The following is a 22,777-nucleotide window of genomic DNA, read 5'->3' on the forward strand; positions in this document are numbered from 1 at the left end:
ATTAATATAGATATTTGGAAGCGCTAAATATCCCTCAATCATTATAGTTGATAAATCATAAAAAAATGTAGTGCTCAAACAATTAATATCAATTGCATAACAAACCATTTTTGTTTAACTTCATTTAATATGGGATTTTAATACATTGAATATATAACAAATAAAATTTTATAATTTATTAAACTAGAGCTCATAAGCAACAAAGAGGCTTAATGAAACGACTACTTAAATACGCTTTTATTTTTTTATTAAGCTTAATTATTATTGGCTTATTTTTACCAACACACTATAACATTAAAAAAAGCATTAACATTAATGCAGCACCGCAAGCTATTCAATATTGGGTAAATGATTTTAAGCTATGGCCCACTTGGTCTCCATGGGAAGTAATCGACCCTTCATTTAAAACCACCTTAGGTACAAAAACTCAAGGTGTTGGCGCAAACCTAGCTTGGTCAGGTCAATCTGGTCGTGGAGAGTTAACAGTTACTCAGGTTAATAGTTCAAGCGTACACTATAATATTATTTTTAATAACGAACATTTAGCAACGTCTTCTTTTAATTTTAAAAAAGAGAAAGCGAGCACACAAGTAACTTGGAAAATAACAGGAAATAACCACGCAGCTATTATTGCTGGTTATCAAGTATTGCTAATAAAATATGTAATATCACCTACGCTAGAGTTAGGTTTAAAAAATATAAAAAGCCAAACAGAAATGAATTCAGCAATAAAAAGCGACTCACAAAATGCAACTTAAAGTATCAACAATAAGTGATAACTTATCGTTTATTATTAAAAAGAAACTCGGTACTGAGGTTCATAGAAGTGAACCGATACAACCTTTGCTCAAACAAGAAAATAAAATAGCTGATCGCCATGGTGTTGCACCTAAATATACTTTTGATATGAGTGATTCTTTGCAACAAAGGGCACAAAAAAGACAAAGACTTGCACTACTTCGAAAACAGCAAAATATTGAATCTATTATGGCACTCGCTTTAGAGTACTGCCCTCAAACAAGCGCAGAACAAGAACCCGACCCTGACTGGGTTGAGCGCTTTATTAGCCTGGCAGAAGATAGTTCCAACAAAAAAATGCAAAAACTCTGGGCTAAAATAATGATGGGTGAAACCACCAAACCCGGCACTTTTTCTTATAAAAGCTTATTAACCTTAAAGCAAATGACGCAAAAAGAAGCCAGCTCATTACAGCTTTGTAGTAGCTTAAGTGCCCGTAGCCCAATAGATAACGGCAGCCTGATTTTATTAGGTTATTACAAAAAACCATCGTTATTTAGCTTTTTACGTTTACAAAACAAATCTCACTTAAATTTAAGTAAAGCCGGGTTAAACTTCCCTGATATTTTGACTTTAATAGATATTGATATTATTTATGGGCAAGAAATAGAATCTGCAGAATTAAAATTTGGTGATGAATATAAACTTAATTTTAAGAATATCGAGTTAACTTTAAAAGCAAAAACCTCAGGTTTAGTACTCAATTATTATAAGTTAACACAAACAGGCAACGAGCTAACCCAGTTATCCAATACCAGTATAAATAATCAATTTAAACAGCAATTAGAATCGATATTCGCCAGAGATTTTGAATTCAGTTGGAAATAATGCTAATCCAAATATAAATTTCAGAATAAAAAAACCAGCTATTAAGCTGGTTTTTTTTATTCTCTAAGATATAAATTTTAGCCTAGAATGGAATATCGTCATCAAAATCAATTGGCGGTTCCATAGGTGCTGAAGCACTGCCTGGATTTTGAGGTTTAGGTGCAAAACCACCACCTTGTGGTGCTGGTGCAGACTGCTGTTGTGGTGCAAAACCACCTTGTTGCGCTGGTGCAGACTGCTGTGGTTGGTTAAAACCACCTTGTTGTGCTGGTGCAGATTGCTGTTGTGGAGCAAATCCACCTTGCTGACCTTGTGATTGACCTTGGTTAAAACCACCTTGTTGTTGTGGTTGTTTTTGGTAGCCGCCTTGCTGCTGTTGTGCAGGTTTTTGGAAACCGCCGCCACCAGCTTGTGCGCCATCATTACGACCACCAAGCATTTGCATTTGACCACTAAACTGATCTACAACTACTTCTGTTGTGTATTTATCTTGGCCTTGCTGATCTTGCCATTTACGAGTTTGTAATTTACCTTCAACATAAACTTGAGAGCCTTTACGTAAGTATTCGCCAACGATTTCAGCTAGCTTGCCAAAAAATACAACACGATGCCATTCAGTTTTATCAACCATTTGGCCTGTGTTTTTATCTTTGTAGCTGTCTGCTGTTGCTAAAGTGATGTTTGCAACTGCACCGCCATTTGGCATATATCTTACTTCTGGATCTTGGCCTAAATTACCAACCAGTATTACTTTATTTACACCGCGAGCCATTAAGTACTCTCCTTTTATTTGGTTTCATATACCCAAACCATTTCAAGATGCAGAATTCAGTTGGAGTTAGAAACGTTTTAGACAAGGCATTGATTGCAGAGAATGGTTACTCCCTTTTTAAAATCAATAACACAGTATAAAACGTTTCTAAACCAAACTTCTAGGGTCTCCTGAGTAACTCAGAAGTCCTGAAACTCGCATCTTGAAGTGGCTTGGGTATAATTAATTAAGCAGCAACGATTTCTCGTGCTTGTTCAAGGTCAAACTCTTTATCTTTAACCTTTAAATATGTTCTATTCTCTTCTAAAACAACCGTTGCTTCAACTACACCTTTTAATGCCACTAAACGTGCAGCTAACTCTTGCGCTTGTTGTTCTGTATCTATTTCAGTTAATAAATTAACTAATTTACTTCTCGGTGGAATTACCATACCTGAAGCGATAGCCAGCCATATTACCCCAACCAAGGCCGCCGCGGCAAATACTGATTGCGCAGAATCAAAAGAAGCAATCAATCCTCCTAAAATCCCACCTAAAAATGCGCCAAAAAATTGTCCCGATGAAAACACGCCCATCGCAGAGCCTTTTTGGTTTGCAGGTGCCATACGAGAGACCATAGCTGGCATTGTCGCTTCTAAATAATTAAAAGCAACAAAATAACCTAACATACAGGCAGCTATGCCCCAAGACGATTCAGAGACTAAAGTTAATGTCATTAAGCTGGCAACCATAAGTGCAATAGAACCTATGAAGGCTTGTTTTTCTTTTTCTTTTTTAATGGCGATAATCATTATAGGCACCATTAAAAAGAAAGCTAAAAATAATACTGGTATATACAACTGCCAATGTTGCTCAGCACCCAAACCGTCAGCGATAAGTTGGCTTGGTAATACAACAAACATCGCAGTTAAAGTAAGGTGTAATATCATTACGCCAACATCTAAACGCGCTAACTGTGGGTTTTTTACAATTTTTTTAATATCATCAAATACTGCTGATGTTTCACCTTTTGGTGCACGATTAACAGCTGTTGGTACTAATGTTAATACAATCACGATACCCGCTAATGCTAATACTGCCGTTAACCAAAATATACCGCTCACACCGTAAGAGCTTGCGACTATTGGCCCTAATAACATCGCAAATGCAAAGCTTAGCCCAATGCACATACCTATCACAGCCATTACTTTTGGTCTTTGTTCGTCACGGCTCAAATCGGCTGCTAAAGCCAATACTGTACTGGCTATTGCGCCCATACCTTGCAAAGCACGCCCAAGCGTTACCATATAAATAGATTCTGCCATTGCAGCAATCAATGAACCGATAGCAAATAATACTAAACCTGACACAATCACCCGTTTACGGCCAAACTTATCTGATAGCCAGCCCATAGGCACTTGTAATAAAGCTTGTGTTAAACCATAAGCACCAATCGCTAAACCTATCCATAAAGGCGAAAAGCCCTCTAGATCTTGACCATAAATAGCCAAAACAGGCATTAGCATGAATAAACCTAACATGCGAAACGCAAATACGCTGGCCAATGTCACTGCGGTACGTTTTTCTAACGCATTAAGGGAAGATGAGCTCATATTATTTTTAACACTTATTTATAAAATAAATAGGGGGAGATTAATTGCGGGCAGTTTAACACAGATATTCAAAACGGATCAAAATGCTGTTGACAAAAGTTTGATCTCAACACTTCAAATGTCATAAAACTGCAAAAACAAAACAACTGTATAAATATCCACTAAAAGCGTAAATTTAAGTTAGGTTTCTTGATTAATTGTGAGATACTCACTTTAAGATTAATAAAAGTTAAAAGCGATAGCATGGACCAAATAGACGTTAGAGGCGCAAGAACCCACAACCTAAAAGACATCAGCCTAACCATTCCTCGAGATAAATTAATAGTTATCACAGGTTTATCGGGTTCAGGTAAGTCATCTCTTGCTTTTGATACTTTATATGCCGAAGGCCAACGTCGTTATGTTGAGTCTCTATCAGCTTACGCGCGTCAATTTTTATCTTTGATGGAAAAACCAGATGTAGATCATATTGAAGGTTTATCGCCTGCTATTTCTATAGAACAAAAATCAACATCACATAATCCACGTTCAACTGTGGGTACCATCACAGAAATATACGATTATTTACGTCTTTTATTTGCCCGTGTTGGCGAGCCTCGCTGTCCGACACATAGCTTACCTTTAACGGCACAAACTATCAGCCAAATGGTTGATCATGTTTTAGAGCTAGAAGAAGGCACTAAAGTCATGTTGCTTGCTCCTGTTGTTAAAGAGCGTAAAGGTGAGCATGTAAAATTACTAGAGCAACTTGCTGCGCAAGGCTTTATTCGTGCAAGAATTGATGGGGAAGTCTGTGATTTATCAGATCCGCCTACATTAGAACTCCATAAAAAACATTCAATCGAGGTGGTTGTTGATAGATTAAAAGTGAAAGACGGTTTACAACTTCGTTTGGCTGAATCATTTGAATCAGCACTGGCTTTATCAAATGGTGTTGCTCATATCGCCTTTATGGATGAACCCGATAAAAAACACATTATTTTTTCAGCTAACTTTGCTTGTCCTAGTTGTGGTTATGCCATGACAGAATTAGAGCCTAGATTATTTTCATTTAATAATCCGGCTGGTGCATGTCAAACTTGTGATGGATTAGGTGTTAAGCAATTTTTTGATCCTGACCGTGTCGTACAAAATGCAGAACTTAGCCTTGCAGGCGGTGCGATCCGAGGTTGGGACAAACGCAGCTTTTATTACTTTCAAATGCTGCAAGCAGTCGCAGAACATTATGAATTTGATGTTGAAACGCCTTTTAAAGATTTACCAAAATCAGTACAAAAAGTGGTTTTAACTGGTTCAGGTAAAAAAGAAATAGAATTCAAATACTGTAACGATCGCGGTGATATTGTAGTACGTAAACATGTTTTTGAAGGTGTGCTTAATAATATGAGTCGCCGTTATATTGAAACCGAATCAACTTCTGTTCGTGAAGAGCTCGCGAAATATCAAACCAATCAAGATTGTCCAAGCTGTTCAGGCGCCCGTTTAAAAGAAGAAGCAAGAAACGTATTTATAGGCGAAACTAATTTACCTGACATCACCAGTATGAGCATAGGTGAAGCCACTACATTTTTTGATAACTTAAAACTGACAGGCCAAAAAGGCCAAATCGCCGATAAAATACTCAAAGAGATCAAAGACAGATTATCTTTTTTAGTGAATGTTGGTTTAACGTATTTATCACTTGAACGCAGTGCAGAAACTTTATCAGGCGGTGAAGCACAACGTATTCGTTTAGCCAGCCAAATTGGCGCAGGCTTAGTTGGCGTGATGTATGTATTAGATGAACCATCGATAGGTTTACATCAAAGAGATAATGATAGATTGCTTAAAACCCTGACTTATTTACGTGATTTAGGTAATACAGTTATTGTTGTAGAACATGATGAAGACGCTATTCGTTGTGCCGATCATATTATTGATATTGGCCCAGGAGCAGGTGTTCATGGTGGTTATGTGATCGCTGAAGGTCAATATGAAGATATTGTTAGCTGTAAAGAATCAGTCACCGGGCAATACTTATCTGGTGAAAAAGAAATTGCAGTGCCTAAAAAACGCCATCAATGTGATAACGGTCCTGACGGAAAATGGTTAGAGCTGTTAGGTGCAAGTGGAAATAACTTAAAAAATGTCGATTTACGCATACCATTCGGCTTAATGACTTGTGTTACTGGGGTATCAGGATCAGGTAAATCCACTTTGATCAATGATACCTTGTATAAATTAGCCCATACCGAACTTAACGGCGCAACAACTGCTGAACCATCAGCTCATAAAGCTATAAAAGGCCTAGAGCATTTTGATAAAGTCATTGATATCAATCAAAGCCCAATAGGCAGAACACCACGCTCTAATCCTGCAACTTACACAGGCATATTTACTGCAATACGCGAATTATTTGCAGGCACACAAGAAGCACGTTCACGCGGCTATAAAGTCGGTCGATTTAGCTTTAATGTAAAAGGTGGTCGCTGTGAAGCTTGTCAGGGCGATGGCATGATCAAAGTAGAAATGCACTTTTTACCTGACGTTTATGTACCTTGTGATGTGTGTAAGTCACAAAGATATAACCGTGAAACCTTAGAAATTTTATATAAAGGTAAAAACATTCACCAAGTATTAGATATGACAGTTGAAGATGCTTACACCTACTTTGATAAAATCCCTGCAGTAGCGCGAAAGTTAAAAACATTAATTGATGTCGGTTTATCGTATATTCGCTTAGGACAATCAGCTATCACGCTCTCTGGTGGTGAAGCGCAAAGGGTTAAACTAGCAAAAGAGTTATCTAAACGTGATACAGGTAAAACCTTATACATTTTAGATGAGCCTACAACAGGCTTACATTTTCATGATATTCAGCAACTATTAGCTGTTTTACACAGATTACGTGACCACGGTAATACTATGGTTGTGATTGAGCATAACTTAGATGTTATAAAAACAGCTGACTGGATTGTAGATCTAGGCCCAGAAGGAGGCTCTGGAGGCGGTGAAATTTTAGTATCAGGTACACCTGAAGAAGTTGCAGCTCATAAAAAATCATTTACTGGGCACTACTTGAAGCCATTGTTAAATTAGTCATCGTTTTCTAAACGGTGAGGTAAACAAAAAAGGGTGATTTGAATAATTCAAATCACCCTTTTTTCATATTAGTAATATAGTTATAGCTAATAATTAGTCTTGCATATAATTAATTGGTAATGGCAATTGTGCCACACCAGAATCTATAGCAGCTTGTGCTACCGCTAAAGCAACACGAGGTAATAAACGTGGGTCCATTGGTTTAGGTATAATGTAGTCTGCGCCAAACTCTAATGAATCAACACCCGCTGCTTTTAATACTTCTTTTGAAACAGGCTCTTTTGCGATATCTCTTATTGCGTGTACTGCAGCAATTTTCATTTCATCATTAATTTTACTAGCACGTACATCTAACGCACCGCGGAAAATAAATGGGAAACATAAAACATTATTAACCTGATTAGGGTAATCTGAGCGACCTGTAGCCATAATTAAATCATTTCTAGATTCATGTGCTAATTCTGGTTTTATTTCAGGATCTGGATTTGAACATGCAAATACCACAGGCTTATCAGCCATTAATTTAAGATCATCTGCTGATAATAAATTAGGGCCTGATACACCTACAAATACGTCCGCTTCAGCAATCACGTCTTGTAATGTACGTTTATCAGTATTGTTTGCAAATAACAGCTTATATTCATTTAAATCATCACGACGAGTATGAATTACGCCTTTACGATCTAACATGTAAATGTGCTCACGCTGTGCGCCACATTTTATTAATAATTCCATACATGCAATCGCGGCTGCACCGGCACCCAAACATACAATCAATGCATCATGTATACTTTTACCTTGCACTTCTAACGCATTTAACATGCCTGCAGCTGTTACAATTGCAGTACCGTGTTGATCATCATGAAATACTGGAATACTACAACGTTCAATTAATGCTTTTTCAATTTCAAAACACTCAGGTGCTTTAATGTCTTCTAAATTAATGCCACCAAAAGTATCGGCGATGTTTTCAACTGTATTAATAAAGTCTTCTGTTGTTCTATGTTTTACTTCAATATCAATAGAATCTAAATTAGCAAAGCGCTTAAATAAAAGTGATTTACCTTCCATTACTGGTTTTGATGCAAGTGGTCCTAAGTTACCTAAACCTAAAATAGCAGTACCATTAGAAATAACAGCAACCATGTTACCTTTAGCTGTGTATTTATATGCATTATCAGGATCTGCTGCTATTTCTCTTACCGGCTCTGCAACACCTGGGCTATAAGCCAATGCAAGGTCATTTACTGTTTCTGCTGGTTTTGTTAATTCAATACTGATTTTACCGGGAACGGGTTCGGCGTGGTATTTTAAAGCTTGTTCTTTGAAGTCTGACATGATGTGAGTTTTTCCTGCTAAGAAATTAAAAGTGTGAGAGATAAAAACAGTCGCGACTAGGTTAAGCCACTAAATATAACAATACGCATATTATTTTTAAATTCAAGTAAAAAACGAACTGTTCATCATGAATTTTTATAACTTTAATTTTAGCGGTAACTTTAACAGAAGTTAGACCACTTTTCCCTGAACTTAAAAGCAATCCATTTTTAATGCCAAGTCTTAATATTGTAAAAGAGATTATAAAACAAGCAAAAATAACAACTTTTAGACATAAAAAACAGATTACTTATAACTAAAAAAACAAATATTTATATTAAAATAGAAAACCAAAGTAACTCATACTTTACCTGCAATTTAACGTATTTTAACTACAAAGTTTAACTGTAAGTATAAATAACAGCCGAACCATGAATTTTTTAGATAAGTTATTCTTTCAAAAACACTGCAAAAATATTCATTTATCGGTTTCATCAAGCACCACAAATACCCTGTAAAATTGAATTTTTAAAACATAAAAGAAGAAATATTTCCGAAGATAGAAAAAGCTCTGATTATATTTCTCATATCTCTCAGGCTGAGGTGTGTTATTTGCCCGATCATTTTTGCTAAAAGGATAGTAGATATAGATGAAGTTAATAAATTTCAGGCACAAAAAAAGCACCCTTAGGTGCTTTTTTCTGCTTAAAGCGACAATTACTTGCTGCTAAGGCTACCGAAACGCTTGTTGAAGCGATCAACACGACCACCTGTATCGATAACACGTTGGTTACCAGTGTAGAAAGGGTGACATTTACCACAGATATCTAAATGGATGTCTTTACACAAAGTTGAGTTCATTTCAAATTTGTTACCACATGAACAAGTTGCATTGATTGTTTCGTACTTAGGATGGATATCTTTTTTCATTTTGGAAAACCTCAGTTAAGGCCGCATCGCTCTCCAAACCCGAAGTCTGGTACCATACGTTGTTAATTTATACATCAATCATTGATTGATAAGTTAGGGCGCGTATTTTAGACAAATCACCCAAGATCTTCAAGCATTATTAATTATATCTATAAGCAATATATTTGATGGCGATATTTATACTTAATTAGATTTAATTAATACAAGTCTACCAGTGATTTTAACTATCAAGAGACTGATGATTTTAGTAAATTAGAGTCATAATAATATTTAAGATTTTTATTAATGAAAATTGCTGCTGTATCAATCAAAGTACCTTTACATAAAACTTTTGATTACCTGCTACCTGAGCATTTACCTTTTGATGTAGCGCCAGGTATGCGTGTCATTGTGAATTTTGCACGTCAAAAAAAGATTGGCATCATAATAGAAGTAAAAAATGAATCTGATTTTGATATAAAAAAATTAAAAAAAGTCGATGAAATATTAGATGAAATCCCCATTTTACAGCCTCATTTACTGGCGCTATTAAAATTTGCAGCTAAATATTATTGTTACCCTTTAGGTGAAACCCTACAAATCGCCTTACCTAAATTATTAAGACAAGGAAAAAGCCCAGATAAAACCAGTATTAGTTACTTAGAGCTCACTGAGCAAGGTAAAGCTCATAAGCCGCTAAAAGGTAAAAAACAACAAGCTTTAGTTGAACACTTACTTGGTTCTGGCAAAACACCAATAACAGAACTAAAAGCTTTAGGTTTTGCCAGCCAAACCATTAAATCTCTGATCAATAATAAAGTAATACATGAATTTATTGAATTTGATGAACAATGGCAATCTCGAGAATTATCAGTACAAAACCGTCTAACACTAAATAGTGAGCAAGCTGTTGCTTGTGCTGCTATCAATCAAAGCGAAGGCTATAAAACGTTTTTGCTAGAAGGCATAACTGGCAGTGGTAAAACTGAAGTTTACTTACAAGTATTAGAGCAAGTATTAAAACAAGGAAAACAAGCCTTAGTATTAGTACCTGAAATTGGCTTAACACCGCAAACAGTTAACCGTTTCCGTCGGCGATTCCCTGATACACCCATCATGTTATGGCATTCAGCATTAACCGATAACGAACGACTACAAACATGGCGTTTTTGTGAAAAAGGCAGCTGTGCAATCGTTATTGGTACTCGCTCAGCTATTTTCACGCCATTCGCGAAACTAGGTATGATAATTGTTGATGAAGAACACGATAACTCATTTAAACAACAAGATACATTACGTTATCATGCGCGTGATTTAGCTGCATTTCGTGCCCACCAATTACAGGTTCCATTAATTTTAGGCAGTGCAACACCCGCTCTTGAAACCTTGCATAAAGCCTTGGCAAATAAATACCAATTATTAACTTTGGCTAATCGAGCGCAAACAGCAACAGATAACCAATATCACTTACTTGATATGAAAGGCCAACCTGAAGAAGCTGGCATTGCAAAAGCCAGCTTAGACACGATAAAACTACATTTAAAAAAACAGAAACAAGTCATGGTTTTTTTAAACCGCCGTGGTTTTTCTCCTACTTTAATTTGTCATGAATGTGGTTGGTTAAGTGATTGCGAACGCTGTAGTACCAATGCCACTTATCATAAAAGCATACAGAGCCTTATTTGCCATCATTGTGGTGATCAAAAGCCACCACCATTTCAATGTCCTGATTGCGGCAGTACGCAAATTATGCCAGCAGGTAAAGGCACTGAACAAATTGAAGAATATTTACATGAGCAGTTTCCTGATATTCCTATCAATAGAATAGACAGAGAAACAACACGTAAAAAAGGCAGTTTAGAGCAGGCACTAACCGAGATTAACACTTCTGGCCCCCGTATTTTAGTGGGCACACAAATGCTCGCTAAAGGGCATCATTTTCCTGATGTCTCTTTAGTGATTATTTTAGATGTCGATTCAGGGCTTTATTCGTGTGATTTTAGAGCCACAGAACATTTAGCCCAGTTAATAATTCAAGTATCAGGCAGAGCAGGACGCAGCGGTGAAGCCGGACAAGTTTTATTACAAACACACTTTCCTGAACACCCGTTATTACAAGATTTAATCAATAATGGCTATCAAGACTTTGCCCGTTATGCCCTCACTGAGCGGGAAGTAACTGAATTTCCACCTTATACTGCTATGGCATTATTTCGTGCAGAAGCACACGATATACAATTAGTTCTCGATTTTTTGAATTTACTTATACCTGAGCAATCACTCCATGGTATACAATTGCTTGGTCCAATCCCTGCTCCATTAGAAAAAATAGCAGGTAAATTTCGCTACCAGATACATATACAATCTGATAATAGAAATAATTTACATCAATACCTTTCTCAACTAGTTGATTACTTATCAAAAAGTAAGTTAGCAGCCAAAGTGAGATGGAGTTTAGATGTTGACCCAATTGATATGGCATAAAAATTTTAGGTACATCAGATACAAGGCATAGTTAAATAAAAAATGGCACAACACGATTTTATAAATAAAAAACGCCCGAATAAATCAAAAAAGAAGGCGGCTAAAAAGAAGCCTATTGGCTGGATTTTAGTTGCTTTAACACTGCTCTTTGCATTCATTTACGGTTTATTTTACATATTTACTAACAGTGAAGAAAAAAAGCAATCTGAAGCAAAGAAAGTCGTTACTGTTAAGAAAGAAGCGCTTAAAAAGCCTGTGGATTCTGACTTTATTCAAGCAATTAAAGAGCCTGACTTAGTAAAGGTTGAAGTTACTGAAATGGAACAAAAAGGGCCTTATGTTATGCAATGTGGCTCTTATAAATCAAGAGAGCAGGCTGAAACATTAAAAGCTAAAATTGCTTTTACAGGCATAATTTCATTTATAAAACATCAAGGCTCTTGGTTTAAAGTTCGTTTAGGCCCCTATGAAACAAAACGTAAAGCAGAAAGTGATAAAAACGTACTAAAACGCCAAAGAATAATAGGCTGTAGTATTTGGTTCTGGAATAAATAGCAAAGTATATAAAAAATAATTAGATTTCTAAATTTTAGCGCTGTTTACCAGCGCTTTTACTTGAAATTTTCACAGCCCTCCCCCATCTATTAATCACTAAATGCTAAAATACATAAATATAAAGCAGCATCCGCTGCTTTGTTATCACGTAAAAAAGAGATTAACATGACTACAATTGTTTCAGTACGTCGCGGCGATAAAGTTGTGATCGCTGGTGATGGCCAAGTTTCACTTGGTAATACAGTGATGAAAGGCAATGCACGTAAAGTACGTCGCCTATATAACGATAAAGTAATTGCGGGCTTTGCTGGCGGAACCGCCGACGCATTTACATTATTTGAAAAATTTGAAAGTAAACTTGAAATGCATCAAGGTCATTTAACACGTGCAGCTGTCGAAATGGCAAAAGACTGGCGTTCAGATAAAATGCTACGTAAATTAGAAGCGTTATTAGCAGTAGCTGATGAAACGGCTTCTCTTATCATTACAGGTAATGGTGATGTAATTCAGCCTGAAAATGATTTAATTGCAATTGGTAGTGGTGGTGCATTTGCACAATCTGCAGCAACCGCACTATTAGAAAATACAGAACTTTCTGCAAGAGAAATTGCTGAAAAAAGCCTAAAAATAGCAGGCGACATTTGTGTATTTACTAATCATAACCATACTATCGAAGAATTATAATAGGAATTATTATGTCAGCTATGACGCCAAGAGAAATTGTTCATGAATTAGACCAACACATTGTTGGTCAGAAAAACGCAAAAAAAGCAGTGGCTATCGCATTAAGAAATCGCTGGCGCAGAATGCAACTTGATGAAGATTTTAGAGCCGAAGTAACGCCAAAAAATATTCTTATGATAGGTCCAACAGGTGTTGGTAAAACTGAAATTGCACGCCGTTTAGCTAAATTAGCAAATGCACCTTTTATTAAAGTAGAAGCAACTAAATTTACTGAAGTAGGTTATGTTGGTAAAGAAGTTGAAACGATCATTCGCGATCTTGCTGACATCTCAATTAAATTAACTCGTGAGTTAGAAACTAAAAAAGTTAAACATCGCGCTGAAGAAGCCGCTGAAGAGCGTATTTTAGATGCCTTATTACCACCAGCAAAAAATACATTTGGTGAAACAGAGCCTTCTGATAACTCATCTACAAGACAAGTTTTCCGTAAAAAATTACGTGAAGGCAAGTTAGATGATAAAGAAATTGATATTGATATTGCACAGTCTCCAGTTGGTGTTGAAATCATGGCGCCTCCAGGCATGGAAGACATGACAAATCAATTACAAAGCATGTTCCAAAACATGTCGAATGAGAAAAAGTCTTCTCGTAAATTAAAGATTAAAGAAGCCTTTAAACTGTTAATTGAAGAAGAAGCTGCAAAATTAGTAAACCCAGAAGATCTTAAAGAAAAAGCAATTCAAGCTGTTGAGCAAAACGGTATTGTATTCATTGATGAAATGGACAAAATCTGTAAACGCGGTGAATCTTCAGGTCCAGATGTAAGCCGTGAAGGTGTTCAACGTGATTTATTACCTTTAGTTGAAGGTACGACTGTTAGCACTAAACATGGTATGGTTAAAACTGATCATATGTTGTTTATTACTTCTGGTGCTTTCCAAATGTCTAAGCCATCAGATTTAATTCCTGAGCTACAAGGCCGTTTACCAATCCGTGTAGAACTTGAAGCACTAAGTGCTAAAGATTTCGAACGCATTTTAACTGAACCTCATGCATCTCTTACAGAACAATACGTTGCGCTATTAGGTACTGAAGGTGTTAATGTTGAGTTTACTGAAGATTCAATTACAGCGATTGCAGAATCAGCATGGCGCGTAAATGAAAAGACCGAAAATATTGGCGCACGTCGTCTTCATACTGTGATGGAACGCTTAATGGAAGAAGTATCATATGATGCTTCAGAAAAAGCAGGTGAGCAACTAACAGTTGATGCTAAATACGTAGAAAAATTCTTAGGTAGCTTAGTTGAGAATGAAGATTTAAGCCGCTTTATTCTATAATACCTTTGCTACGCAGGTCTATTTAAGGTAACTGCGTAGCAAAAAATAAAACGAAATAGGCATGAATCAATCATGCCTATTTTTTTGATGTAAACTAATTAACTATATATCCCTTTAGTTAAATCTTCCGCCACGTAGTGGCTTTAATACAACTGCGGAGAAAATTTATATGTCTATATTAGTCACTAAATTTCATTATCATAAAAAAACCAAACTCCTGGATGTCTATTTTAAAAATACATCGAATGAAATAACACAATCTCATTTTAGTACTGAGTTTCTTCGCGTATATTCACCATCAGCTGAAGTACAAGGTCATGGCAAAGAGGAGATGAAGTTAGTTACAAATAAAAAGCAGGTAGAAATAAATAAAATTGAAGCCGTGGGTCATTATGCCGTGAAACTGATATTTGATGACGGCCATGATTCAGGCATATATAGCTGGCAATACTTAGAATATTTACAATTAAACCAAGATAATCTTTGGCAAAAATATTTAAACCGACTGACAAAACACAATGCCAGCCGAGATCAAATTATCCCAATTAGGATCCAATAATAAAAACTGCGCAGCAGTCTTTATACTTTAAACTTAGCTATCGCTCCGTGTAATACTCTGGCTTGTTCAGAAACTTCCTCACTTGTGTGTGCGTTTTTACTGGCATGTTCTGTTGCTTGCTCTGCTATATCACGAATTTTCACCACATTTTTATTCACTTCAGAAGCAACTAAGTTTTGCTCATCAATTGCAGTCGCAATTTGAGTGCTCATATCCATAATATTTTGCACATCTTCAGTGATTGATTGTAATAATTCCCCCGCCTTAGTTGCTTGAGCAGAGCTTGCATCACCTTGTTGACGACATTGCTGCATCAACGATACCACTTGCTGTGTTCTTTGCTGTAAGGTGCTTATAATACTTTCTATCTCTTGAGTGGACTCTTGTGTTCTTTGCGCTAATGATCTCACTTCATCAGCTACCACAGCAAAACCTCGTCCTTGCTCCCCCGCCCTGGCTGCCTCTATTGCTGCATTTAAAGCCAGTAAATTAGTCTGTTCTGCGATACCTCTAATAACATCTAATACCGAGCCTATAGTTTCACCATCTTTTTCTAACTGGGATACCACTTCAGATGCACCGCCTAAAGAAGTCGATAGCTCAGAGATACGTGCCACAGTTGAATCTACTTCACTGCGCCCCTCTAAGGCACTTACATTAGTTGATTCTGCTTTGTTTGCAGCAGCTTCCGTATTGTGTGATATATCTTGTATTGTGGCCTGCATTTGTGTTGCGGCTGTTGCGACCATATCAGCTTCATGTAATTGGTCTTGCATACCATCGCTGGTTGCCGAAGTAGTTTCTGCTAAGTCTTCTGTTGCTGCATTTAAAGTTGAAAGAGCAGAATTGACTTCAAATATAAGGGTTTTAAAGTCACAAATTAAACCATTAAAGTCATGGGTCATAGCCGATACTTCATCTTGGCCTTTTTCAACTATTGATAAAGATAAATCATTTCGTCCTCTAATTTTATGAATTGTTTCACACACTTCATTTATAGGAACTATGATAGAACGACTGGTGAGATAGACTAAACTCATCACGATTAGAAGGGATATACCAAATACAGTAAAAGCCGTTATTTTAGCACTGGCAGAAGTTGATGATGTCATTTCTTTTGCTTCATTGAGCATTTTTTCAAACATTTCATCAGTGCTTTTAATAGATTTACGCATTTTACCTAGTGCACCTAACTCCATAGATAAACCAAGCTCTTCACTTTTATTAACTAACTGTGTAAATTTATTTTGGTAAATAACTAACATAGATTTAATATCTGATTTAACTTGCTCAGATAAATCCGATGAAGAAACATCTTGCTCCAATTGTATGATGTTCTTTTCAAATTTAGCTAAATATTTTAAATCACTTCTCAACATGAAGTCTTTTTCATTTCTTCTTAATTGCAACATATCAGCGAGTAATTGATAAGTTTCATATTCATGAAGTAACTCTTCAACAGAGTGCACAGCCGCTCTAAGCTCACCATACAAGGCATCTTTTGGGTGTAATCCAATTTCTCTTTGTAAACTGACCACATGATCAAAATCTTTTTTATATTGTTTAGCCAAACTCTCAAATTTTAAAAGCTTATTTTGATCTACATTTAAATCTTCATAATAGACTTTTAATGTTGTAACACCTTGTTGCATTTCTTTATATTTTTTTTCGAATTTATCTAATGATGTTTGTTGTTTATAAGCTAAAAAATCTTTTTCATCTTTTCGCATACCTAATTCTTTAGCGTTTAGAGTACCTGTAATGCTAGTTATTGCATTAAGTGATTGCATTGTTTGCGATTGAAAAATTATCACAAATAACATTACAAGCATAGCAATAGCAACCACTAGCGCATTTATTTGCAAACGCATTTTTATTGATAAACGTTCTAGTAAACCCATTACTTTGTGATCCTTATATTTATAATTATCTAAAGTATAGAAAATAAATAAAAAACTGCCTGTAATAGTTTAAAATTTAGCAAAAATTTAATTATTGTCTTGGAAATCAAGCTAGGTATACTAACAACTTGTTTTTATGACTTTTCGAAGGATCACAACATGGAATACAATACATCTGCATTATGTGATAAATACCCAAACCTCATCGATGTTTTAGAGCCTATGTTTATCAATTTTGGTGGTAGAACATCATTTGGTGGCCAAGTTAGCACTATAAAATGTTTTGAAAGCAATGAATTGATCCGAGATGTATTAGCACAAGATGGTACAGATAAAGTTTTATTAATTGATGGTGGCGGTTCTACACGTCGTGCATTAATCGATTTAGAAATTGCCGAGTTAGCACTTAATAATAACTGGGAAGGCTTAGTTGTTTACGGCTCTGTAAGACACGTAGATGAACTAGAAGAGCTAGATATTGGTATACAAGCGATTGCTTCTATTCCGGTTGCTGCAGACAGTAACGGTCACGGTGAAGCTAATTTAGGTGTTAATTTTGCTGGCGTATCTTTTTTTGATGATGATTATATTTATTCCGACAGCACCGGCATGATTTTATCACCTGAACCTCTAGAAGCTGAAGAAGACTATCTAGCTGAGTAATCCCTATATTTTTAGAGCTTTGCTTTTTAACTTAAAACCAAAGCTCTATCTGTTACCCTAAATGATAAGGAACCACTTTTTCATCAAGTTTTTTCTGCCATTGCATAAGCCAACTTGTCAACCCCTCTGAATTTAACGGTCTGGTAAATACATACCCTTGTGCACCGTAGCAATTAAAACCTTTAATAAACTCTAAAAGCTTTTCTGATTCTATGCCTTCACAAATTACTTTAGTTTGTAAATTATTACCCATATCAATAATGCCACTTAGCAAACTGCGCGCATTAACATTACGGCTTAATTCTTCAATTAAATGCTCATCAATTTTAATATAGTTTAATGGCATAAAAGATAAGTTTGCTAATGATAAAGGGCTGGCTCCAACATCATCTAAACAAATAGGCAAACCTATGGCTTTAAGTCTTTTAAGCATAGTAGAGCCACTATCATCAAAGTTAGTGAGTATATTGGCTGGGCACTCTATAATAATATCTTGAGATGTTAAATTATGCTCAGTTAAAATTGCATCCACTTTTTCAATAAACTCATCTTGCAATAATTCTGCACCAAATAAATTAATACTGACCGGAACATTCAAGTCTTGGCACTTTAATACTAAAGATATTTCAGCTGCTTTTTCCAATACCCAAATGGCGACTTCATACGCTAAACCAGCTAAACGAATTTCTTCAACAAAACTAGAGGCGCTTAATAAACCTTGCTCTGGATGTTTCCATCTCAGTAATAATTCAACAAATTCTATTTTATTGGTTTCGAGCGCGACAATAGGATGAAAATGCAATTCAAATGCATCATCAAAGTTTAGCGCAGCTAATTCACCTATTGTTTTTAATTGCGCTTGTTGATCAACTGACATTTCAGGCCTATATTGTGCAATACGTTCTCCTTCACATTGCACACTATCGATCGCAAGATAAGTATGTTCTATTAAGCTTTCGATGCTTGTGTCTTTATCTCCTTTTGCAAAAGCAGCTCTTAATAAAATCTTTTGTGAATGCCCATTAATGACTGAAGCTTGTTCTGTCGCAACTTGAATTTTTTGAATGAGTTTTTCATGTAAATGCTGATGCACATTAGTGCCAATCACAAATACAAAATCAACATTGCTTAATTGGGCGAGTTTAATGTGTTCTTCATCAAACTCCAATATAGTAATCAATTCCTCATGATCTAATTGTTTTTTTACTTTAGATGCCAGCTGAGTTAATAAAACATCACTTAACTCACGCCCTAACCTTTGATTTATATCATTTAAACCATCAAATTTAATAAGTACAAAAATACATGCTTTACCGTCATTTTGCTGCCATTTATTAAAGGCTTGCTTTAATAAAGCACGATCAGGCAAAGACGTGCCTTGACCGCTATTAGTCGCATGTTGCTCAGTCGTATTGACCGATGTTAAGCCCGGCACTTCTATCAGTGAGGTTTCAGTGGATTGGGATAATAATAATGGAATAATAACTAAGGAAATAACGCTAGCTGGTAATATTGATAACCATGCTAAACAAGATAATACCACTATTGAGCTTAACGTGATTAACATACCTATTTTAACAACTTTATTGCCTTTTTCTGTTGTTAAAAGATATATAGCTTGAGCTGACACTAAAAATACAAAAGTGATAAGTAAAATACTAGAATTAAAACTTAAAAACGATAAAACACCTATGCCAGATAATAAGTTAAATACCCTATGAATGATACTTTGCTTATGTTGCATGCACGACAGTAAAGCCAAAAAGACCATACCCGCAAAAAAGCTGTCTAAATTGCCATTAGACATAGCAGTGGATGCCTGAGCATATGGTGTAAATACCACCACCATAAAAATAAAAATGAGTCCTAACTTTTGCATCCACTTACCTCTTAATCCAATTTAAGGAAGCCATTCCTTAGCTAACAACATTCTCGCCCTCAATCCATTGTTTTGCAAGTGGGTTTACACCAAATTGATAAGCTAATTCTGCTGGATGTTCTATATCCCATAAAACTAAATCAGCACGTTGGCCTTTAGCTATCACACCACGATCCGTTAAGCCTAGGGCTTTAGCGGCATTAACTGTTACACCCGCTAATACTTGCTCAGGTGTCATGCTAAATAAAGTACAACCCATATTCATCATTAATTTTAGTGAACAAACAGGAGATGTACCTGGATTAAAATCTGTAGAAATCGCAATTGGTACATTATATTGTTGTAATAACTTAATTGGCGGTAATTGCGTTTCACGTAAAATATAAAAAGCACCAGGCAATAACACAGCGACAGTGCCAGCATCAGCCATAGCTTTGACACCTGCTTCATCTAAAAACTCAATATGATCAGCTGACAAACCATTAAACTCTGCAACAAGTTCAGCACCTTTTAAATTAGATAGCTGCTCAGCATGTAGCTTAACCGGTAAACCTAGCTCTTTTGCTTTTTCAAATACTTTACGTGTTTGCGCATTTGAAAAACCTACGCCTTCACAAAAAGCATCAACCGCATCAGCAAGCCCTAAGTCAGCCACTTTAGGCATCATTTCTTCGCATACTAAATCTATGTATGCATCAGCACCTTGCTCTGGTGGTGTCGTTTTATATTCTGGTGGTAACGCGTGCGCACCTAAAAATGTCGTTTTTACATCTACTTTATGATGTTCACCTAAAAGCTTAGCAACTTTCAGCATTTTAATTTCAGATTCTGTATCTAAACCATAACCTGATTTAATTTCAACAGTCGTAACACCTTCGTTATATAAAGCGTTTAATCTTTTTTTAGCACTAACAAATAATGCTTCTTCTGACGCTTCACGAGTCGCTTTTACTGTTGAAACGATACCGCCGCCTTGGGCTGCTATTTCTTGATAAGAAACACCTTGTAAGCGCATTTCAAATTCACGGGCACGTGAGCCACCAAATACTAAATGAGTATGACAATCTATCAAACCAGGCGTTAACCACTGGCCCTTTGCAGCCACTACAGGCGTTAATAAAGCATCAAACTTAGGTAAGTCTTCATACTTACCTAACCAAGCAATCTTGCCATCTTTTAATGCAACGGCTGCATTTTCAATGGCACCATAAGCTGCAGACATTGCAGGATCCATTGTTGCTACATTCACATCAATTATGACTTGATCAAATTCTTCATTTAACATCATACTCACCCAGACTCGTAATAAAATTTTATTTAGTCTAACATTAGAACTTGTATATACAAGTAATCTATGCCACTTTATTAGTTACCAGTTCTTTTGAATTATTAATCATTTACCATGAGCACATATTTAAGTGACTTGGTATCATATTATTTTATAACCCGTTTATTTAAATAAGGTACCCACGGCATTGACGATGATCACACCTAAATTTGCGCAAATAAAACGCTTTATTATCGACAAAATAAAATCAGGTGAATGGCCTGAGCATAGCCGAATTCCATCAGAAAACGAGTTAACAGTGCAATTTTCTGTCAGTCGAATGACAGCAAGACGTGCATTAACTGAATTAACCGAAGAAGGTATTCTAACTCGCTCTCAAGGATTAGGTACTTTTGTTGCTAGTTTTAAATCACAATCTTCTTTATTAGAAATAAGAAATATAGCAGATGAAGTAAAAGACCGTGGTGGCCAATATACCTGTAACCCAATTGTGCTAGAATCAATGCAAGCTATCGCCCCAATTGCAATCGCTTTAGGTGTTGAAGTTGATTCTTTAGTATATCGCAGTGTATTAGTGCATTTTGAAAACGATAAACCACTTCAAGCTGAAGAACGCTTTGTTAACCCAAATCTAGCACCTGAGTATTTACAGCAAAACTTTGAACAGATCACACCACATGAATATTTAAGCCAAGCAGCACCATTAACTGAAGCTCGCCATACAGTTGAGGCCATTACGCCTTCTGATGATGTGTGTGAGTGGTTAACCCTTTATAATTTAGAGCCATGTTTACAAGTTATTCGTAGAACTTGGTCATCAAAAGGGGTTGTGAGTTTTGCTCGATTAATTTCGCCCGGCTCAAAATATCGCTTAGGTGGACATTTAACATTTAAAAAATAACTAAGCTAAGAAAAGCCATATTAAATACGGCTTTTTTTATTAAAATTAGTCAGTTAATAAATGTTCACTTAACATGTTTTTTTCTGAATCAGATAAAGGCTGCGCTTTTTTAATATCAAAATCATAACGCACAACAACCGTTTTGCCTAAAGCACATTGCTGATCATGCTGCCATGCACTTTGTTCGATAACAAAAGAGCTGTTCCCAACTTTACGAATAGCTGTTTTAATTTCGACTTCTTGCCCGTAGAATAACTCACCTTGAAACTCAACCTCTATTTTAGCAATGATCAGTTTCCACTGTTTTGGATCAAGATCAGGGGTGAAAAACCTAAAAATAGGTGTGCGAGTTGCTTCAAACCAAACTGGTAGTACGGTATTGTTTATATGCCCTAAAGCATCCGTTTCAGTGAAACGTGGCATTATTTTTTCTTTAAACATATCTACACCTAAACAGGTTCTCAAAGAAGAACCTAACATAATAAATTTAACAAGGGATCTCATTTATGCCAGATCTTATTCGTACATATGAAAATGCACTTAGCCCTGAGTTCTGTAATAACTTTATCAAACTTTTCGAACAAAGCCCCCATTTAAAACAAGGGACTACCAGTGGTGGTATCGATTTAGCTAAAAAAGATAGCAAAGATCTGTATTTGAGCATGCATCCTGAATATGCCGAGTACAACCAACATATACAAAAGATCACCGCTGAAAAAGTATTTGAATATATATCAGATAACTTTTTAATCATGATAGGTGCATTTGGTTTAACTGTTTATCATCCAAAAACAGGTGAACCAACTAATTTAACAGTAGAAAACTTTGAAGAAGTAGGTAAACCTCAAGTATCTACTTTAGTGCAGCAGCTTTTTAGACTGGGGCCAATACAAGCACAAAAATACGAAAAAAATAAAGGTGGATATCCTTATTATCATAGCGAAGTATATCCACAAGCAGGTCATAACGAAGCGCTGCATCGTGTGCTTGCATTCATGTTCTATTTAAATGATGTTGGAGAAGGAGGAGAAACAGAGTTTTATTACCAAAAGCTAAAACTGAAACCAACCCAAGGTACTATGGCTATTTTTCCTGGGTATTTTACCCATACACATAGGGGTAATACGCCAATCTCAAATGATAAATACATATTTACCTCTTGGGTTTTATTCAATCATGCTGAAAAAATTTACGGCACGCCTCAAACAGACAAATGAGAAAAACTAC

The 22,777-nt window shown here is 36.0% G+C and carries 19 protein-coding genes; 11 read left to right on the top strand and 8 right to left on the bottom strand.

Going from position 1 to position 22,777, the window contains the following annotated elements:
* The first annotated feature begins 212 nt into the window (after window positions 1–212).
* Both KO527_RS24965 and KO527_RS24970 read left to right on the top strand, forming a co-directional pair.
* Window positions 213–758 carry an SRPBCC family protein gene (locus tag KO527_RS24965; protein WP_216042954.1) on the top strand — a complete coding sequence of 182 codons (546 nt, stop codon included), beginning with the start codon at window positions 213–215 and terminating at the stop codon, window positions 756–758.
* Window positions 748–1,626 carry a TIGR03899 family protein gene (locus tag KO527_RS24970; RefSeq protein ID WP_216042955.1) on the top strand — a complete coding sequence of 293 codons (879 nt, stop codon included), beginning with the start codon at window positions 748–750 and terminating at the stop codon, window positions 1,624–1,626. Before KO527_RS24965 ends, KO527_RS24970 begins: the two co-directional genes overlap by 11 nt.
* Window positions 1,627–1,708: 82 nt before the next feature.
* Here KO527_RS24970 and ssb read toward each other — a convergent pair whose 3' ends face one another.
* Together ssb and KO527_RS24980 are read right to left on the bottom strand one after the other, a co-directional pair.
* A complete protein-coding gene (ssb, locus tag KO527_RS24975; RefSeq protein ID WP_216042956.1) occupies window positions 1,709–2,398 on the bottom strand; it encodes a single-stranded DNA-binding protein in 690 nt (229 codons plus the stop codon).
* Window positions 2,399–2,624: 226 nt separating this feature from the next.
* On the bottom strand, window positions 2,625–3,989 hold the full coding sequence (locus tag KO527_RS24980) for an MFS transporter (RefSeq protein WP_216042957.1): 1,365 nt from the start codon (window positions 3,987–3,989) through the stop codon (window positions 2,625–2,627).
* A 243-nt stretch (window positions 3,990–4,232) separates the two neighbouring features.
* On the opposite strand from KO527_RS24980, the gene uvrA reads away from it, so the two are divergent.
* Window positions 4,233–7,067 (top strand): excinuclease ABC subunit UvrA, encoded by a 2,835-nt coding sequence (gene uvrA / locus KO527_RS24985; RefSeq protein ID WP_216042958.1) that lies wholly within the window; start codon window positions 4,233–4,235, stop codon window positions 7,065–7,067.
* A gap of 96 nt (window positions 7,068–7,163) precedes the next feature.
* Here the strand turns inward: uvrA and KO527_RS24990 are convergent, their stop codons facing one another.
* Both KO527_RS24990 and rpmE read right to left on the bottom strand, forming a co-directional pair.
* Window positions 7,164–8,408 (bottom strand): malic enzyme-like NAD(P)-binding protein, encoded by a 1,245-nt coding sequence (locus tag KO527_RS24990; protein ID WP_216042959.1) that lies wholly within the window; start codon window positions 8,406–8,408, stop codon window positions 7,164–7,166.
* Window positions 8,409–9,104: 696 nt separating this feature from the next.
* Window positions 9,105–9,317: a 50S ribosomal protein L31 gene (gene rpmE / locus KO527_RS24995; protein WP_042152579.1), complete on the bottom strand. Its 213-nt coding sequence runs from the start codon at window positions 9,315–9,317 to the stop codon at window positions 9,105–9,107.
* A gap of 285 nt (window positions 9,318–9,602) precedes the next feature.
* On the opposite strand from rpmE, the gene priA reads away from it, so the two are divergent.
* The 5 genes from priA (at window position 9,603) to KO527_RS25020 (ending at window position 14,918) form a co-directional block, all read left to right on the top strand.
* Complete coding sequence (priA, locus tag KO527_RS25000; protein WP_216042960.1) at window positions 9,603–11,780, top strand: primosomal protein N'; 2,178 nt, start codon at window positions 9,603–9,605, stop codon at window positions 11,778–11,780.
* Between the two features lie 42 nt (window positions 11,781–11,822).
* Window positions 11,823–12,335 carry an SPOR domain-containing protein gene (locus KO527_RS25005; protein WP_216042961.1) on the top strand — a complete coding sequence of 171 codons (513 nt, stop codon included), beginning with the start codon at window positions 11,823–11,825 and terminating at the stop codon, window positions 12,333–12,335.
* A 165-nt stretch (window positions 12,336–12,500) separates the two neighbouring features.
* Window positions 12,501–13,019 (top strand): ATP-dependent protease subunit HslV, encoded by a 519-nt coding sequence (gene hslV, locus KO527_RS25010; RefSeq protein WP_042152588.1) that lies wholly within the window; start codon window positions 12,501–12,503, stop codon window positions 13,017–13,019.
* 11 nt (window positions 13,020–13,030) lie between these two features.
* Window positions 13,031–14,359, top strand: a complete 1,329-nt coding sequence (gene hslU, locus KO527_RS25015; RefSeq protein WP_216042962.1) for an HslU--HslV peptidase ATPase subunit — start codon at window positions 13,031–13,033, stop codon at window positions 14,357–14,359.
* Window positions 14,360–14,528: 169 nt separating this feature from the next.
* Window positions 14,529–14,918, top strand: a complete 390-nt coding sequence (locus tag KO527_RS25020; RefSeq protein WP_216042963.1) for a gamma-butyrobetaine hydroxylase-like domain-containing protein — start codon at window positions 14,529–14,531, stop codon at window positions 14,916–14,918.
* 20 nt (window positions 14,919–14,938) lie between these two features.
* Here the strand turns inward: KO527_RS25020 and KO527_RS25025 are convergent, their stop codons facing one another.
* Window positions 14,939–16,819, bottom strand: a complete 1,881-nt coding sequence (locus KO527_RS25025; RefSeq protein ID WP_216042964.1) for a methyl-accepting chemotaxis protein — start codon at window positions 16,817–16,819, stop codon at window positions 14,939–14,941.
* A gap of 159 nt (window positions 16,820–16,978) precedes the next feature.
* On the opposite strand from KO527_RS25025, the gene rraA reads away from it, so the two are divergent.
* Window positions 16,979–17,482, top strand: coding sequence for a ribonuclease E activity regulator RraA (gene rraA / locus KO527_RS25030; protein ID WP_042152601.1), 504 nt, complete (start codon window positions 16,979–16,981; stop codon window positions 17,480–17,482).
* A 52-nt stretch (window positions 17,483–17,534) separates the two neighbouring features.
* Here rraA and KO527_RS25035 read toward each other — a convergent pair whose 3' ends face one another.
* Window positions 17,535–19,361 carry an EAL domain-containing protein gene (locus KO527_RS25035; protein WP_216042965.1) on the bottom strand — a complete coding sequence of 609 codons (1,827 nt, stop codon included), beginning with the start codon at window positions 19,359–19,361 and terminating at the stop codon, window positions 17,535–17,537.
* Window positions 19,362–19,398: 37 nt separating this feature from the next.
* Entirely contained in the window at window positions 19,399–20,646 is a 1,248-nt protein-coding gene (gene hutI, locus KO527_RS25040) for an imidazolonepropionase (RefSeq protein WP_252734110.1), read from the bottom strand.
* 196 nt (window positions 20,647–20,842) lie between these two features.
* Here hutI and hutC point away from each other — a divergent pair, with 196 nt between their 5' ends.
* Window positions 20,843–21,550 (top strand): histidine utilization repressor, encoded by a 708-nt coding sequence (hutC, locus tag KO527_RS25045; protein WP_216042967.1) that lies wholly within the window; start codon window positions 20,843–20,845, stop codon window positions 21,548–21,550.
* A 45-nt stretch (window positions 21,551–21,595) separates the two neighbouring features.
* Here hutC and KO527_RS25050 read toward each other — a convergent pair whose 3' ends face one another.
* Complete coding sequence (locus KO527_RS25050; RefSeq protein WP_216042968.1) at window positions 21,596–21,991, bottom strand: thioesterase family protein; 396 nt, start codon at window positions 21,989–21,991, stop codon at window positions 21,596–21,598.
* A 65-nt stretch (window positions 21,992–22,056) separates the two neighbouring features.
* Here KO527_RS25050 and KO527_RS25055 point away from each other — a divergent pair, with 65 nt between their 5' ends.
* Window positions 22,057–22,767 carry a 2OG-Fe(II) oxygenase gene (locus tag KO527_RS25055; protein WP_216042969.1) on the top strand — a complete coding sequence of 237 codons (711 nt, stop codon included), beginning with the start codon at window positions 22,057–22,059 and terminating at the stop codon, window positions 22,765–22,767.
* Window positions 22,768–22,777: the final 10 nt, after the last annotated feature.

This window comes from Pseudoalteromonas sp. C2R02, assembly GCF_018860845.1.
In the GTDB taxonomy this organism is placed as follows: Bacteria; Pseudomonadota; Gammaproteobacteria; order Enterobacterales; family Alteromonadaceae; genus Pseudoalteromonas.

What these genes read in the sequence shown, in the direction of transcription:
- hslV (WP_042152588.1), top strand. Translation starts at nt 12,501, where the DNA reads ATGACTACAATTGTTTCAGTACGTCGCGGCGATAAAGTTGTGATCGCT.
- KO527_RS25050 (WP_216042968.1), bottom strand. Translation starts at nt 21,991, where the DNA reads ATGTTTAAAGAAAAAATAATGCCACGTTTCACTGAAACGGATGCTTTA.
- KO527_RS25055 (WP_216042969.1), top strand. Translation starts at nt 22,057, where the DNA reads ATGCCAGATCTTATTCGTACATATGAAAATGCACTTAGCCCTGAGTTC.
- uvrA (WP_216042958.1), top strand. Translation starts at nt 4,233, where the DNA reads ATGGACCAAATAGACGTTAGAGGCGCAAGAACCCACAACCTAAAAGAC.
- KO527_RS25005 (WP_216042961.1), top strand. Translation starts at nt 11,823, where the DNA reads ATGGCACAACACGATTTTATAAATAAAAAACGCCCGAATAAATCAAAA.
- priA (WP_216042960.1), top strand. Translation starts at nt 9,603, where the DNA reads ATGAAAATTGCTGCTGTATCAATCAAAGTACCTTTACATAAAACTTTT.
- KO527_RS25020 (WP_216042963.1), top strand. Translation starts at nt 14,529, where the DNA reads ATGTCTATATTAGTCACTAAATTTCATTATCATAAAAAAACCAAACTC.
- rpmE (WP_042152579.1), bottom strand. Translation starts at nt 9,317, where the DNA reads ATGAAAAAAGATATCCATCCTAAGTACGAAACAATCAATGCAACTTGT.
- KO527_RS24965 (WP_216042954.1), top strand. Translation starts at nt 213, where the DNA reads ATGAAACGACTACTTAAATACGCTTTTATTTTTTTATTAAGCTTAATT.
- KO527_RS24980 (WP_216042957.1), bottom strand. Translation starts at nt 3,989, where the DNA reads ATGAGCTCATCTTCCCTTAATGCGTTAGAAAAACGTACCGCAGTGACA.
- rraA (WP_042152601.1), top strand. Translation starts at nt 16,979, where the DNA reads ATGGAATACAATACATCTGCATTATGTGATAAATACCCAAACCTCATC.
- KO527_RS24970 (WP_216042955.1), top strand. Translation starts at nt 748, where the DNA reads ATGCAACTTAAAGTATCAACAATAAGTGATAACTTATCGTTTATTATT.
- KO527_RS25025 (WP_216042964.1), bottom strand. Translation starts at nt 16,819, where the DNA reads ATGGGTTTACTAGAACGTTTATCAATAAAAATGCGTTTGCAAATAAAT.
- hslU (WP_216042962.1), top strand. Translation starts at nt 13,031, where the DNA reads ATGTCAGCTATGACGCCAAGAGAAATTGTTCATGAATTAGACCAACAC.
- hutC (WP_216042967.1), top strand. Translation starts at nt 20,843, where the DNA reads ATGATCACACCTAAATTTGCGCAAATAAAACGCTTTATTATCGACAAA.
- hutI (WP_252734110.1), bottom strand. Translation starts at nt 20,646, where the DNA reads ATGTTAAATGAAGAATTTGATCAAGTCATAATTGATGTGAATGTAGCA.
- ssb (WP_216042956.1), bottom strand. Translation starts at nt 2,398, where the DNA reads ATGGCTCGCGGTGTAAATAAAGTAATACTGGTTGGTAATTTAGGCCAA.
- KO527_RS25035 (WP_216042965.1), bottom strand. Translation starts at nt 19,361, where the DNA reads ATGCAAAAGTTAGGACTCATTTTTATTTTTATGGTGGTGGTATTTACA.
- KO527_RS24990 (WP_216042959.1), bottom strand. Translation starts at nt 8,408, where the DNA reads ATGTCAGACTTCAAAGAACAAGCTTTAAAATACCACGCCGAACCCGTT.